16 protein-coding genes are annotated in these 13,268 nt (G+C 49.9%); 9 read left to right on the top strand and 7 right to left on the bottom strand.

The annotated features are described in order from the left end of the window. Nucleotides 1–6: 6 nt before the first annotated feature. Nucleotides 7–1,152, bottom strand: a complete 1,146-nt coding sequence (locus tag CZ360_RS06960) for a cysteine desulfurase family protein (protein ID WP_229408010.1) — start codon at nucleotides 1,150–1,152, stop codon at nucleotides 7–9. A 202-nt stretch (nucleotides 1,153–1,354) separates the two neighbouring features. On the opposite strand from CZ360_RS06960, the gene ypeB reads away from it, so the two are divergent. The 4 genes from ypeB (at nucleotide 1,355) to CZ360_RS14035 (ending at nucleotide 4,173) form a co-directional block, all read left to right on the top strand. Beyond that, nucleotides 1,355–2,704, top strand: a complete 1,350-nt coding sequence (gene ypeB, locus CZ360_RS06955) for a germination protein YpeB (protein ID WP_077533443.1) — start codon at nucleotides 1,355–1,357, stop codon at nucleotides 2,702–2,704. A gap of 94 nt (nucleotides 2,705–2,798) precedes the next feature. Beyond that, entirely contained in the window at nucleotides 2,799–3,530 is a 732-nt protein-coding gene (locus CZ360_RS06950) for an AzlC family ABC transporter permease (RefSeq protein ID WP_229408009.1), read from the top strand. After that, on the top strand, nucleotides 3,527–3,853 hold the full coding sequence (locus CZ360_RS06945; protein WP_077533441.1) for an AzlD domain-containing protein: 327 nt from the start codon (nucleotides 3,527–3,529) through the stop codon (nucleotides 3,851–3,853). The genes CZ360_RS06950 and CZ360_RS06945 overlap by 4 nt, the downstream gene beginning before the upstream one ends. Nucleotides 3,854–4,020: 167 nt before the next feature. Further along, a complete protein-coding gene (locus CZ360_RS14035) occupies nucleotides 4,021–4,173 on the top strand; it encodes a hypothetical protein (RefSeq protein ID WP_159438155.1) in 153 nt (50 codons plus the stop codon). 38 nt (nucleotides 4,174–4,211) lie between these two features. Here the strand turns inward: CZ360_RS14035 and spoVAE are convergent, their stop codons facing one another. The 3 genes from spoVAE to spoVAC are packed head-to-tail and all read right to left on the bottom strand — an operon-like array spanning nucleotide 4,212 to nucleotide 6,074. After that, nucleotides 4,212–4,580 carry a stage V sporulation protein AE gene (gene spoVAE, locus CZ360_RS06940; RefSeq protein ID WP_077533440.1) on the bottom strand — a complete coding sequence of 123 codons (369 nt, stop codon included), beginning with the start codon at nucleotides 4,578–4,580 and terminating at the stop codon, nucleotides 4,212–4,214. Nucleotides 4,581–4,594: 14 nt separating this feature from the next. Then, nucleotides 4,595–5,611, bottom strand: coding sequence for a stage V sporulation protein AD (gene spoVAD / locus CZ360_RS06935; protein WP_077533439.1), 1,017 nt, complete (start codon nucleotides 5,609–5,611; stop codon nucleotides 4,595–4,597). A gap of 19 nt (nucleotides 5,612–5,630) precedes the next feature. Beyond that, on the bottom strand, nucleotides 5,631–6,074 hold the full coding sequence (gene spoVAC, locus CZ360_RS06930; protein ID WP_077533438.1) for a stage V sporulation protein AC: 444 nt from the start codon (nucleotides 6,072–6,074) through the stop codon (nucleotides 5,631–5,633). Nucleotides 6,075–6,375: 301 nt separating this feature from the next. Here spoVAC and CZ360_RS06925 point away from each other — a divergent pair, with 301 nt between their 5' ends. The 4 genes from CZ360_RS06925 (at nucleotide 6,376) to CZ360_RS06910 (ending at nucleotide 10,423) form a co-directional block, all read left to right on the top strand. Then, nucleotides 6,376–7,557: a hypothetical protein gene (locus CZ360_RS06925; RefSeq protein ID WP_077533437.1), complete on the top strand. Its 1,182-nt coding sequence runs from the start codon at nucleotides 6,376–6,378 to the stop codon at nucleotides 7,555–7,557. A 134-nt stretch (nucleotides 7,558–7,691) separates the two neighbouring features. Beyond that, entirely contained in the window at nucleotides 7,692–8,966 is a 1,275-nt protein-coding gene (locus CZ360_RS06920) for an adenylosuccinate synthase (protein ID WP_077533436.1), read from the top strand. A gap of 266 nt (nucleotides 8,967–9,232) precedes the next feature. Then, entirely contained in the window at nucleotides 9,233–10,222 is a 990-nt protein-coding gene (locus tag CZ360_RS06915) for an SPFH domain-containing protein (RefSeq protein ID WP_077533435.1), read from the top strand. Nucleotides 10,223–10,237: 15 nt separating this feature from the next. Continuing rightward, nucleotides 10,238–10,423, top strand: coding sequence for a type II toxin-antitoxin system antitoxin (locus tag CZ360_RS06910; protein ID WP_077533434.1), 186 nt, complete (start codon nucleotides 10,238–10,240; stop codon nucleotides 10,421–10,423). Between the two features lie 22 nt (nucleotides 10,424–10,445). Here the strand turns inward: CZ360_RS06910 and CZ360_RS06905 are convergent, their stop codons facing one another. Genes CZ360_RS06905 through CZ360_RS06895 form a run of 3 tightly spaced genes read right to left on the bottom strand, consistent with a single transcriptional unit; the run spans nucleotide 10,446 to nucleotide 12,142 of the window. After that, a complete protein-coding gene (locus tag CZ360_RS06905) occupies nucleotides 10,446–10,697 on the bottom strand; it encodes a kinase to dihydroxyacetone kinase (RefSeq protein WP_077533433.1) in 252 nt (83 codons plus the stop codon). A gap of 34 nt (nucleotides 10,698–10,731) precedes the next feature. Then, nucleotides 10,732–11,544 (bottom strand): putative ABC transporter permease, encoded by an 813-nt coding sequence (locus tag CZ360_RS06900; protein ID WP_077533432.1) that lies wholly within the window; start codon nucleotides 11,542–11,544, stop codon nucleotides 10,732–10,734. Nucleotides 11,545–11,602: 58 nt separating this feature from the next. Next, the gene (locus tag CZ360_RS06895) at nucleotides 11,603–12,142 is read right to left on the bottom strand and encodes an NUDIX domain-containing protein (protein WP_077533431.1); all 540 of its coding nucleotides are present in this window, start codon (nucleotides 12,140–12,142) and stop codon (nucleotides 11,603–11,605) included. 211 nt (nucleotides 12,143–12,353) lie between these two features. Between CZ360_RS06895 and CZ360_RS06890 the strand changes: the two genes are divergently transcribed. Further along, nucleotides 12,354–13,256, top strand: a complete 903-nt coding sequence (locus CZ360_RS06890) for a M14 family metallopeptidase (protein ID WP_077533430.1) — start codon at nucleotides 12,354–12,356, stop codon at nucleotides 13,254–13,256. The last annotated feature ends 12 nt before the right edge of the window (nucleotides 13,257–13,268 follow it).

Below are 13,268 nucleotides of genomic sequence, written 5' to 3'. Positions count from 1 at the left end.
CCTTTTCTATTTCATTTTCATCAGGCTTGTGCTGCCCTCTTTTAGCTTTTCAGCAAAATAATCGATATCATCGATTGTAGTTTCCGGAGAAAAGCTCACCCGCAGCGCAGTGTCGATCCGCTCAGCCGGGTAGCCGAATGCTGCGAGGACGTGGCTTTTCGCCCCCTTTGAGCAGGCCGACCCACTGGAAACATAGATCCCAAACTGCTCCAGATAGTGGAGCATGATCTCCGAACGGATTTTTGCCACCGACAGGTTCACAATATAGGGAACACAGCTGTCTTTGCTGTTGACGGAAACCTCTGGGATTTCCCCCACGCGTTCCAGCAAACGGCTTTTGAGCATCTCATAGAGGGCATAGTGTTCCTTCCTGTTTTTTGCCAGTTCCTCTGCCGCCGCATAAAACGCGCTGGCAAGCGGAACATTTTCCGTCCCGACCCGGATCCCATTCTGCTGTCCGCCGCCGAAAAAGAGCGGCTTTATCCGCACGCCTTTTCGGATAAACAGCAGTCCGATACCCTTAGGGGCAAATATCTTGTGCCCGCTGGCGCTCAGCAGGTCAATCGCAGAGCGCTTCAGAGACAGCGGCAGCTTCATAAAGCCCTGTACCGCGTCAACATGAAACAAAACCTGCGGGTTCTTCCTCTTGACCGCCCGCCCGATCTCCTCCACCGGGAACAGCAGTCCGGTTTCATTATTCACCATCATGCAGGAGACAAGGACGGTATTCTCATCCACCGCGCTGTAGAAGTCAGCCGGATCAAAGCCGCCATCCTCCTTCGGCCCAATCCGTACCACCTCATAGCCTTGTGCCTCCAGTTCTTCCATACAGGCCAAAACGGAAGCGTGTTCCATTGTTGTAGTAACAACCCGCCTTCCTCTCCGTTTTGCGCCGACTACTCCGCCCAGGATGCTCAGATTATTTGATTCGGTTGCACCCGACGTAAAATAAAGCTCCTGCTCCTCACAGCCGAGAAGCCGGGCAAATCCCTTTTTTGCGGCATCCAGCAGTTTCTGCGCCTCCCATCCCTTTTTGTGCAGGGAGGCCGCGTTTCCGTATTCCTTTTCCATCCCCAAAACAGCCGCTTCCAACGCCGCCTTACAGACTTTTGTCGTGGCGCTGTTGTCCAGATATACTTCCCGTCCTTCCAAAACCAGTCTCGTTCCTTTCCTCGTTCAGTACTCTCAATCATACTCTATTATACAGCATAGAATCCTCTATTTCCAGATTTTTTATGAACAAACTGCAAGAAAAAATAAAAAACTCATCTCGGTATATTTTCCCTTTTTTGCGGAAAAGTAAAGGTAGCAAAACAGCAGTATAAGCTGTAAATTTATTTCGGAGGTTTTTGCCATGCAAGCTAAACTCTCACGGCGCGGAGTTGTGCGCGCCGTTTCCTTTGCCACTGCGCTGATCCTGGCGCTGTCCTTCTTCTGTTATACCAACATCCGCCGGGCGGACGCCGCCGAGCTGAAGCTGGAATACCAGTATCTCAAAAGCATCGACGATTTGACCGACCATATGGAGAACATTGACAATACCCTGTTAAAGCTGCTTTATGCTGGAACCGAATCTACCATGACACCGCTTGCCTCCAAGCTCTGGCGTGAAGCGGGGTTTGCCAAGGAATGCCTGGCAGACCTGCCGGTCGGGACGCTGCAGCTTGAAAATACCTATAAATTTTTGTCCCAAACCGGGGATTATGCAGTAAGCTTGTCTGACAAGCTTGCAGATGACCAGACGATTAGTGACGAGGAGCGGGATAATCTCAAAAGCCTAAAAGATTACGCTCACAAATTTCTCCAAGAGGTGCTTGCCGTCCAGGACGGAGTCCGCTCCGGTTCCCTATCCTTTAAAGAAGTGAAGGAGGACGTTTCACAGACAAAGGACGAAACCAAATCCGCTTCTTTTTCAGACGGATTCCAGGAATTTGAAGAGGGATTTACCTCTTATCCCACCTTAATTTACGACGGGCCGTTTTCTGACAATATTCTGGAGAAGGAGCCTGAAATGGTGAAGGCAGCCAAGCAGGTCTCCCGGGAAGAGGCTAGAGAGGCCGCAGCCAAAGCGGCCGGTACAGAGACCGCCAGCCTGAAAGATGATTCAGATGAAGAAGGGAAAATGCCCTCCTATTGCTTCACTGCCGAAAGCCTGAATGTCGCTGTCACAAAACAGGGCGGATATCTGAGCTACCTGGTCAACAGCCGAGAAGTTTCCGATCGTATGGTCTCAGAGGATCAGTGCAAGGAAGCAGCCGAACGGTTTCTGACACAAAATGGCTATCAATCCTTAAAGCAGACCTATTATGAAATCAAGGGCGGGTTAATGACCATCAATTACGCCGGAACACAGGGCGAGGTAGTCCTCTATCCTGATCTCGTAAAGGTGTCGGTTGCAATGGACAAGGGCGAGGTAGTACGGTTTGACGCACGCGGATATCTTACCAACCACAAGGAACGTACCGGACTTGATCCGGTTATCTCGGAATCGTCCCTTTCCCAGTCCATCAGTCCGCTTCTCTCTATCCAGAAAACCTCCCTTTGTGTCATCCCCGGAAAAGGGACAAGCGAGGACTTTTGCTATGAGGTGCAGTGCGTAACCGAGGATCAGACACATGTGCTGGTGTATTTGGACGCTAAAACCGGAAAAGAAACACAAATTCTAATCCTGTATATGGATGAAAACGGTGCATTAACTCTATAAATCCTCTGCAATGGTTGCATCTTTTGACAGAATCCCCTATAATAGAAATACTTGCGGACATTCTGCAGGAAAACATTGCGCGAGGTGTTCTGTTTTGACTCAGCCATTGCAGCCGCTCACCTTTCAGAAGGGATTGCGGGACGGAATCCCGATCTGCCTGGGATATCTCTCCGTATCGTTTGCCTTTGGCATGATGGCAACCGAGGGAGGCCTTCCCGTGTGGATTGCCGTTTTAATCTCCATGACCAACCTAACCTCCGCCGGGCAGTTCGCCGGTACGGCGCTGATCATCAGCGGAGGAATGTACATAGAAATCGCTGTCACTACCTTTGTCATCAACATCCGGTATATGCTGATGTCCCTTTCCCTTTCCCAAAAGGTAGATGACCGGATGACCCTGCCGCAGCGGTTGGGTTTATCCTTCGGTGTCACGGACGAAATTTTCGCTGTCGCCATGCAGCAAAAGGGGCTGATTAACGCCCGGTATCTGACAGGCCTGATCCTGACGCCCTATTTCGGCTGGGCGCTTGGAACATTTTTGGGCGCGGCTGCAACCGGCGTGCTCCCGCTTGCGGTACGCACGGCGCTCGGGATTGCCATTTACGGGATGTTTATTGCAATTATCGTGCCGCCCTCTACCAAAAGCCGTCCAATCCTGCTGACAGTTATTGTGGCGGCAGTCCTGAGCTGCCTCTTCCATTATGTCCCGGTTTTCGGCGGCCTTTCCAGCGGATGGATCATCATTATCTGCGCAGTCGCCGCCTCAGCGCTGGCAGCTTTGAAATTCCCGGTCACTGAGGAAGAGGAACGGGAGGTGGCCGCATGAACTATCCAAAGATCCTGATTGCGGTCGCGGTAATGGCTGTTGTCACCTATCTGCCCCGGATGCTGCCCCTGGCCGTATTCCGAAAAAAGATCAATAACCGGTTCGTAAAATCCTTTCTCGCTTATGTACCCTTTGCTGTGCTCTCTGCAATGACCTTTCCGGAAATCCTTGCCTCTACCGCCTGTCTTTGGTCAGCGCTTGCAGGATTGATTACCGCCTTGATCCTGGCCTATTTTAACCGAGGGCTTTTGACTGTTGCGCTTGGTTCCGTAGGGGTGGTTTTCCTCACAGAAACTATTCTAAGATGCTGCGGAATATTGTAAAAGGATGGGAATCTCCAGATTATGGAATTTCCCATCCTTTTTTGTATGAATGTTTATCAAATCCGCCTTGACATCCATCGTGACACGTTTATAACAGGGAGGTTTGTTTGTGCAGAGAATTTTAAACCAGCCGGAGCACTGTGTAGACGAGATGCTAAAGGGCATTTATGCCGCGCATCCCCGTTCAAGTCACCTGCATCGACGAGGATCTGCGCTGCCCGGTAAAGGCAAGCCTAAGGCCGGGAAAGGTGGGGATCATTACCGGCGGCGGTGCCGGGCAGATCATCTATCAGGGTCTGCCGGAAAGCTTAAGCGAATAATAAAGAAATGCATCGTGCTTATGGCACGATGCATTTCTTTACGCCTTATCCTTCGGTTTAAAAATAAGCGCCACCAAAAAGCCAAAAAAGATAGCCGCTGCTATCCCCGCGCTCGCGGAGGTGAACCCGCCTGTCAAGATGCCAAGCAGTCCTTTCTCCGCAACTGCCTCCTTTACTCCTTTGGCCAGGAGGTAGCCAAAGCCGGTCAGCGGAACAGTGGCTCCTCCGCCCGCCAGCTTTACCAGCGGTTCATACACGCCGATTCCGCCCAGAATCACTCCGGCGACTACATAGGATACCAGGATTCTGGCGGGCGTAAGCTTCGTATAGTCAATCAGGACCTGTCCAATGGCACATAATATTCCCCCGACAAGAAAGGCCCAGAAGTATTCTTTAAAAATTTCCATATATTTCTTCCTTTCTATTCCCTGTTATAGGTCAGGTGTACAAGGTGGGCAATCGACGGAATGCTCTCCCCCTGCTGGAAGCTGGTGGTGGACATCAGCGCGCCGGTCGCGATAAACAGTACATTTTTCAGCGCCCCGTCCTCAATCTTTTTCAGGAGGTAGGAACAGAGAACCGAGGCGGAGCATCCAGCCCCGGAGCCTCCTGCATGGACATCCTGCGCCTCAACATCATACAGCATCTTTCCGCAGTCATTATGCACGCCTGAAATGTCGATCCCGTCCCGTTTCAACAGGTCAATCAGCAACTCACTCCCGACAAGTCCAAGATCTCCGGTTACAATCAGGTCATAGTCCTGCGGCCCGGTATGGCTGTCCTCCAGATAGGTCTTGATGGTCTGCGCAGCAGCCGGCGCCATAGCGGCGCCCATATTATTGATATCTTTGATTCCCAAATCGGTAATCGTCCCTCCGCAGACCGCTTTTACAAAGGGCGGCCTTGCGCTTTTTCCGACCACCAATGACCCGGCGGCTGTCGCCGTCCACTGGCTGGTGGGCGTCCTCTGCCCGCCGTATTCCAACGGCAGACGGAACTGCCGTTCCGCCGAACAGAAGTGCGAAGAGGTGGCGGCCATAGTAAATCCCGCCAGATTGTTGTCTACAAAGACAGAAGCCAGGGACAGCCCCTCTGCCATAGTAGAGCAGGCGCCATATAACCCGTAAAATGGGATATTTAAATCACGCAGCCCATAGTGAGAGCTAATGCATTGGTTTAATAAATCGCCGGCAAAGATGTAATCGATCTGCATGGTCGCATAGCCGCCCTTTTCCAGCGCGCGGCTGACGGCTTCCTTCTGCATTCGGCTTTCCGATTTTTCCCAGGTTTTTTCACCCAGGGTAGTATCGTCAAAAATCGCGTCAAAATAGCGCGCAAGCGGGCCTTCCCCTTCCTTTTTCCCCACCACAGAGGCATAGGACATAATGCTTGGAAAGGTATCTAAAACCAGCGTGCTTCTTCCAATTTTCTGTGACATTTTCTGCTTCCTCTCCAGATCAATATAATTTAAACAGATAAAGGATCAGTCCGTAAACAATCGAAGCGCTGATCCCATAGACAATGACAGGGCCGGCGATCACAAACAGCTTTGCGCCCAGTCCCAGGACAAGACCCTCCGATTTGAATTCCAGCGCCGGGGAGACAACCCCATTGGAAAAACCGGTGATCGGAACCAGGGTACCTGCTCCGGCAAAGCGGGCAATCGAGTTATAGAGATCCAGTCCGGTTAATAACGCGGCAAGGAAAATCAGGGTAACGGAGGTAACGGCGCCAGCCGTTTCCTGATCCATACCAAGATACTGGTAAAGGTTAATCAGCCCCTCCCCAGCCATACAGATCAATCCGCCGATCAAAAAAGCGATCGGGATAGTTTTATAGGATTTTGTTCCGGGAGAAGCCTTTTTGGCCATCTCGCTGTATTCTGCAGGTGTCAGTTTCATGACGCTCCTTCTTTCTCTCAAGATTCATATCATCAGTTTGTCCCTTTTTTATCCGGATATTCTTTTTCCTATTCGAATATCAAGCCAATATCCATTTCAGAAAAAGGAATCTTAAGTTTATCCTGGAGACAACCGCTTTCAGCCTAACGCCTAAAGAAATATAATTTAGCAAACAAGTTAAAATAATACAAAAAATATGGCTTTTTTACAAGCAACCAAACAGAAAATATATTATATTTATTGGATAGATAATCAAATAGAATCCCAGACTGCTTTATTTTTTCAAAAAGGAAGTGCTATTATGTATCAGCTCAGTTTGCCGCTTGTCGGACTGCATACTCTCACAGGAGAATTTCTCAACGCCCAATACCGTGAGGCTACAAAGCACCTTTCCCGTTCTGAAGACCTGACGCAAAAACAACAGCAGCGAATGGATTTGGCGTTTCAGGGAAAACGCTTGGACTTTCTCCCTATTGACGTGGATACACGCTGGTGGTTTGCGGAACACTACCATGACGGAACCCTGGAAAGCGCTGTTCAAGATTGTGATTTAGACAAAATTCTGATGTGCTCGCCTCTCGCCGCCGTTCCACCGGCAATTGAACCGATCCCCGGCATCGAAATCAAGGAGCACTGGGAAGGCGAACCCGTCCGATATCAAAACGGCGGCTATCCCGGACGAAAACGATCAGTCACAATTCATACTCCGGTAGGCTCTGTTACCGCTGCGGAAGCCTATGCCTCGCGCAGCTTTGGGATCGTGGAATACCCGGTGAAGGAGGTCGAGGATCTTCAGGTAGTCCGTTACATCTATGAACAGCGCGCCCAACACGCAAAGGCCGTATCCTCTGCAGCCGACTGGTGCGCCCCGCTGACCCCAATTCAAACGCTGATCGTTCAACTGGCAGGAATTGAAACAACCTCCTTCCTTTTGGCGGATGAGCCTGAGGAAACAGAAGCTTTCATGGATTTTCTGGACGAGGTTCACAGACCGGTAATCGAGTTTCTGGCTAAGGAACGAAAAATGGTGTTCTCAGTGGAAAACTACAGTGCAGACAACAGCTCAGGATACTTCGACCAATATTTGGGCCCTCAGCTGCAGCGCAGAAGCCAGATTGCACAGAAGTACGGCGCCGATTTAGGCGTACATCATGACGGAAAGCTTCAGCCGCTCTTTGGACGCCTGCAGGAGGTGGGCGTAACCTATGCCAACGGTATTACCGCAGCTCCTTCCGGGGATGTAGAGCTTGAGGATATCCGCGCCATTGCCGGCGACAGGATGGTGCTCAAGGATATTATCCCGCAGAGCATTTTTATGGACAGCTATGATATTGGTGCGTTCAAGGAATATATCGCCCGCGCGGCCGAGCTGTTTCGTGCTGACCACCGTGTAATCCTCGGTATTGGCGATATGCTTCCCTGTACCTCAGATCTCAAACGGCTGGAAATTATGGTTGATATGATCACAAAGCTGACGCGCTGATCATTTAGCCGGATTTTAATACTGCCTATCGCAAAATTATGGATTGCATCCTGCCGCATTTTTTGTTATAATTGAAATGTTTGGTAAGCTGCCGTGCGGCCTGCCAGGAAATAAAAGTGAAATGAGGAATCGCAATGCCAACAAAAGTAGTAGTAGGCACCCAGTGGGGAGACGAGGGTAAAGGAAAAATTATCGATATCCTTGCTTCCAAGGCTGACGTTGTAGTCCGTTCTCAGGGCGGGAACAATGCGGGCCATACCGTGGAAAGCGGCGGCGAGGTATATAAGCTTCACCTAATCCCTTCCGGTATCCTGTATCCGAATACTACCTGTCTGATCGGCTGCGGCGTGGTAATTGACCCGGAGGACATCTTAAAGGAAATTGACGGCTTAACCGAACGCGGCGTAAATTGCAGCAACCTGAAAATCGATCCGCGCGCTCACGTAATTATGCCGTGGCACCGGGCTTTGGACGGGTTGAGCGAAAAAGCCTTGGGCGGCGGAAAAATTGGCACGACCGGGAGAGGAATCGGCCCATGCTATATGGACAAGTATGAGCGCTGCGGAATCCGGATGTACGATCTGGTGCATGAGGAGATTTTCCGTGAAAAAGCGGCTGCTGTCGGCAGTCTCAAAAATAAAATCATCACAAAAGTGTATGACGGAGAGCCATTGGACATTGATGCGATCATCGAAGAATATACCACATATGCAAAACGGCTTGCTCCTTACATCGGAGATGTTTCCGTTTTGACTTACAACGCGATCAACGAGGGAAAAGAAGTCTTGTTTGAAGGCGCTCAGGCAACCTTCCTTGATATTGACGTTGGAACCTATCCATATGTCACCTCCTCCCATCCGGTAGCGGGCGGCTGTCCGCTCGGCGCAGGCGTCGGGCCGACTGTGATTGAGGAAGTCATCGGTGTTGCGAAGGCTTATACTACACGTGTCGGTATGGGGCCGTTTCCAACAGAGCTTTTTGATGAAATGGGTGATACCATCCGTAACCGCGGGAATGAATTCGGCACTACCACCGGCCGCCCGAGAAGAACCGGATGGTTTGACGCTGTCATTATGCGGCATGCGGTACGTACCGGCGGGCTGACCTGCCTTGCAATCAATAAATTTGACACACTGAGTGATTTGGGTGATTTAAAGGTCTGCGTCGCATATCAGAAGCCAGATGGCTCTCTGATGACAGAATATCCGGCTGATATCGACGAGCTTAAGGACTGCGTGCCGGTATACGAGACTGTTCCGGGCTTTTCCGGCGACTTATCCTCCTGCAAAAGCTTTACGGAGCTGCCGCAGGAATGCAAAAACTACATCGCATATTTAGAAAAACAGGTGGGCTGCCCAATTAAAATGGTGGGCGTAGGGCCGTCCAGAGATCAGAACTTGGTGAGATAAGATGAAGTGGGAAGAGAAAATGAAACGCCGGAAACGGATTGTACAGGTCGTCTGCATCATTCTTGCAGCGGCAATGCTTCTCACAGCAATCCTGGTTCCGACCTATTCCATATTTGGCGGATAGAAATAGAAGGGATGGATTTTAAGATCCATCCCTTTTTCTTTTCACTAAATTACGCAAGCCGGTTGACAAAGATAAAAAATTTTGATATTATTATGATATCATATAAATATCATAATATTTTTCTTCAGAAAGAAGGATCCATATGAGTGAAGCAAGTGAAGTACTACAGCATACCCCGGTAGAGGAAAAGATCATCAAAGGCTACAACGGCTATGCCGCTCTCTTCTTGATGCTCTTCATCCTGCTGGCCTCCATTGCCATGATTGTTTTAGGCTGTATCTGGCCGAATGTCCTGGGAATCGTCGGAATCGTCTTAGGCTGTATTCTGTTAACCGCCGCAAGCATTTCCCTGGCTGGACTGAAAGTAGTTGCCCCAAAGGAAGCAATCGTGCTGGTGTTATTCGGAAAATATTACGGCACAATCAACAAGGATGGGTTTTATTTTGTCAATCCGTTCTGTACGACCTTTAACCCCGCGACTTCCTCTGTTCCGGCCACAATCAACCCCGCGACTGCTTCGGTAACGATTGGAACCACAAGAGACCGGAAAATTTCCCTCAAGGCTATGACCCTAAACAATGAGAAGCAGACGGTAAACGATGAAATCGGTAATCCGGTTATTATCGGAACAATTGTAATCTGGCGGGTTGTCAACACCGCCAAGGCTGTCTTTAACGTCAACAACTATAAGACCTTCCTCTCCATCCAGTGCGACTCCGCAACCCGGAATATCACCCGCTTATACCCATATGATGTTTCGGATGGCAGCGACGAGAAAACCCTGCGCGGAAGCAGCCAGGAAATAGCCGATATGATGAAACAGGATTTGCAGGAACGCGTTGCTATCGCCGGCCTGGAAATCCTTGAGGTACGGATCACCCACCTTTCCTACGCGCCGGAAATCGCGGCCGCAATGCTTCAGCGCCAGCAGGCAGAAGCCATCATCGCAGCCCGGCAAAAAATTGTGGAAGGCGCTGTAGGTATGGTCGAAATGGCATTGCAGCACCTGAATGAAAACGATGTTGTCGAGTTGGACGAGGAACGGAAAGCCGCTATGGTCAGCAACCTGCTTGTTGTCCTCTGCGGAAATAAGGACGCCCAGCCCATCGTCAACAGCGGTTCGATCTATTAAGGCCGGTGGCTGGAGATGGCGCAGAAAGAGTCCGGCAAGAAGCAGGTTCTGCTCCGGGTATCGAACAGCCTTTGGAATGAGCTGGCACAATGGGCTGAGGATGATTTCCGTTCGATCAACGGACAGATTGAATACCTGCTGACCGAATGTGTCCGGCAGAGAAAAAAGAAAATGGGGAAAGAGAAGAGGGACGATGGTTAACATCGTCCCTCTTCTCTTTTTGTTACCCTTGCAAGCCGTCCTCCTGACGCTGCATATTTTCCACAACAATATCATGAATATCTCCCAGGGAGGCACAATATTCCAGTACCTTCCAAGGCGTGTTGGTATGGAAATGGATTTTAATTAAATCCTCATCCCCTACAGCCAGCAGGCAGTCTCCCTTGATATGTTTCATAATATAATCATGGATCTCATCTTCTGAAAGGCGCTCTCCTTCGATGAGAAGCTGCGTATCAAATTTATATTCCAGCATCCTGTTCCCTCCTTTCTTTCCATAACAGATAATTTTATTTTGATCGTTTCTCCCGCCGAAATTCTTCCAGCTTGGCTTTTAAAACTTCAAGCGCGTCGCGGTGATTCACAGGCGCAAACCGGGGGAATGCCTTCAACAGACGGCGTTCCTGAAAGCGCCGTTGGCTCAAAAGCTCCTTGACCCGATTTGTCCAAAGCGAATTCTGTTCCACCCGCTCCAAGATTTTCTGTCCGTGGTCATGAAGCCTGCCGCGCCGTTCGCTGATGTCGTCCTTTACATCTGAAACCCGTTCCTTAATCCGATCAAGCGCTGCCTGCACCTCAGCCAGCTTCTGGTTCATATTTACAACAGAACGTACAGTTGTCACCGTATCTGCAGCTACTAAAAGGAGCAGCAAACCGCAGATGATATACAAAATCTGTTCCGGAATCCTCTCTGTCAGGTCTTTTACGAATGGGTGCACAACCTTTAAAATCAATACCGACATCGTTCCGAATGCAACTGCTCCCAGAAGGCATACCCTTCCGTTTAATTGGAACCGGTAATGACTGTAATCCCACCACCGGGCATGGAATAGCTTTTCCATCAGCCAGGACGTTAGGTATTCCAGCGTGCAGGTCAGGACTGCACCGGATAAAAACAGACTCAATATACTGCTGTTTGCCTCCCTGCCCAGGCAGAGAATAATGACAAGTGCTCCAAAGCCGTAAATGGGGCAGAGCGGCCCGGCCAGGAAGCCGCGGTTCACCAGCTTATGCTGAGTAACGGAGCAAAGGGTCGATTCATACACCCAGCCGATAAAGCTATATAAAATCAACCAGAAAAACAATTGTGCAACTGTCAGCATCTTCTTCGTCCCTTTCTATTCCTACTTCTTTCAAAAATTGTGTTCATGGAACAACGTTCTATTTTCTTTGCAGGCGGCACCAAACCTTCAGAACAGCCGCCTGTGTTTTTGCATCAGGAATTTCGTTGTTCAGCACCTGCTCTGCCAGCTCATCAAGCGGCACCAGCTCAGCCTCCAAAAATTCATCCTCATCCAAATGCTGCTTTGCAGGGGTAAGCCCGGCAGCAAAATACATATGGATTACCTCATCCACATAAGCGACTGTTGGATAAAGCTTGCCCAAATCCTCCCATTGTGACGCGCGGATGCCGGCTTCCTCCTCCAGCTCCCGTTTAGCAGCCTCCAGCGGGTCTTCCCCTACCTCCAGCTTTCCGGCCGGAAGCTCAGCTAACACCTTCTGGAACGGATACCGAAACTGCCGTACAACATATACCTGATGGTCATCTGTGAGAGCCAGCACAGTAACTCCGCCCGGATGGTGAACCACCTCACGGATCGTCTCCTTTCCGTTTTCAAGCTTCACCTGATCACGGTACAGATCAATAATTCTGCCCTTATGGATTACCTCTCTGGATAGCTGCTGTTCATATAATTTCATAGTTCTAACAACCTTTCTCACAAAGCTTTTCCGTTTTCTTCATGATTTCGCTTTCTTTTTCCAGTAAGCTAAATGACATACAGCTAGACCAGAAAAACCCGTCGGGCAGAAATCTATGACGAATCGACAAAAGCGATTTCTCTTATCCCTATTATCACATAATTGCGGGTTTATTTCAATATATTTTACTGATTGAAAGGAGACTCGAATCATGGCCTATAATTTTTATGCTGTTCCTCCTACCTACGACCGCATGGTGGAGCAGCTCCATACCCTGCAAAAGCGGTTTCCGTTTCTCCGTCTTTTCCATATTGGAAAAAGTGTGCTAGGACGTAAAATCTATGCAGTCGGGATTGGCAACCTGCGGCATGTCAACCTCTTTGCAGGAGCATTCCATGCGCAGGAATGGCTGACCTGCTCTCTTCTGATCCGTTTTCTGGAGGATCTGTGCAAATCGGTAGAGGAAAGCAGCAGCAAGCAGCCAATGAGCTTACATGAAACCCTGTTGGAAAAGGGATTCCTGATTGTACCGATGGTAAACCCCGACGGAGTAGAAATCGCGCTGCGCGGACCTGAATCAGCCGGACGATATGCTGATTTCGTCGCCTGCCTACAGGAAAAATCCACCCAGAGCTGGCAGGCCAATGCCAGAGGGATTGACTTAAACCACAATTTTGACGCTGGCTTTGCCCAGTGTAAGGAAGCGGAGCGGCAAGCCGGCATCACAGAGCCGTCACCGCGCCAATATGGCGGCGAACGCCCGCACAGCGAACCGGAAACCAGGGCGCTTGTCCAGCTTTGCATCGGGTTTGACGTTCGGGTTGCATTTGCGTTCCATTCACAGGGCGAAGAAATTTTTTATGAATACGGGGAAAATACGCCGCCTGTCAGCTACCATATTGCTTCACTGCTCTCGGCCTACAGCGGCTACCGGCTGGTTCATCAGGAGGGGCTGGCCTCCCACGGCGGATTCAAAGACTGGTTTATCGATCGGCTGGGACGGCCTGCATTTACCTTTGAAATCGGGAAAGGCATCAATCCCCTTCCGGTAGAACAGCTTACAAAAATATATCAGCAGCTTCATGGAACTCTTTCGATTGCTTCCCTGCTATAACAAAAAAGGAAC

The sequence above is a fragment of the Massiliimalia massiliensis genome, from assembly GCF_900155615.1.
Classification (GTDB): Bacteria; Bacillota; Clostridia; order Oscillospirales; family Ruminococcaceae; genus Massiliimalia; species Massiliimalia massiliensis.
Note: the sequence above shows the minus strand (reverse complement) of the source record. Positions and strands in the feature narration are given on the sequence as shown.

Bases quoted from the DNA above. Each gene is read 5' to 3' on its own strand.
- ypeB (WP_077533443.1), top strand. From the start codon at position 1,355: ATGCAAGCTAAACTCTCACGGCGCGGAGTTGTGCGCGCCGTTTCCTTT.
- CZ360_RS06945 (WP_077533441.1), top strand. From the start codon at position 3,527: ATGAACTATCCAAAGATCCTGATTGCGGTCGCGGTAATGGCTGTTGTC.
- CZ360_RS14035 (WP_159438155.1), top strand. From the start codon at position 4,021: ATGCCGCGCATCCCCGTTCAAGTCACCTGCATCGACGAGGATCTGCGC.
- spoVAE (WP_077533440.1), bottom strand. From the start codon at position 4,580: ATGGAAATTTTTAAAGAATACTTCTGGGCCTTTCTTGTCGGGGGAATA.
- spoVAD (WP_077533439.1), bottom strand. From the start codon at position 5,611: ATGTCACAGAAAATTGGAAGAAGCACGCTGGTTTTAGATACCTTTCCA.
- spoVAC (WP_077533438.1), bottom strand. From the start codon at position 6,074: ATGAAACTGACACCTGCAGAATACAGCGAGATGGCCAAAAAGGCTTCT.
- CZ360_RS06925 (WP_077533437.1), top strand. From the start codon at position 6,376: ATGTATCAGCTCAGTTTGCCGCTTGTCGGACTGCATACTCTCACAGGA.
- CZ360_RS06920 (WP_077533436.1), top strand. From the start codon at position 7,692: ATGCCAACAAAAGTAGTAGTAGGCACCCAGTGGGGAGACGAGGGTAAA.
- CZ360_RS06915 (WP_077533435.1), top strand. From the start codon at position 9,233: ATGAGTGAAGCAAGTGAAGTACTACAGCATACCCCGGTAGAGGAAAAG.
- CZ360_RS06910 (WP_077533434.1), top strand. From the start codon at position 10,238: ATGGCGCAGAAAGAGTCCGGCAAGAAGCAGGTTCTGCTCCGGGTATCG.
- CZ360_RS06905 (WP_077533433.1), bottom strand. From the start codon at position 10,697: ATGCTGGAATATAAATTTGATACGCAGCTTCTCATCGAAGGAGAGCGC.
- CZ360_RS06900 (WP_077533432.1), bottom strand. From the start codon at position 11,544: ATGCTGACAGTTGCACAATTGTTTTTCTGGTTGATTTTATATAGCTTT.
- CZ360_RS06895 (WP_077533431.1), bottom strand. From the start codon at position 12,142: ATGAAATTATATGAACAGCAGCTATCCAGAGAGGTAATCCATAAGGGC.
- CZ360_RS06890 (WP_077533430.1), top strand. From the start codon at position 12,354: ATGGCCTATAATTTTTATGCTGTTCCTCCTACCTACGACCGCATGGTG.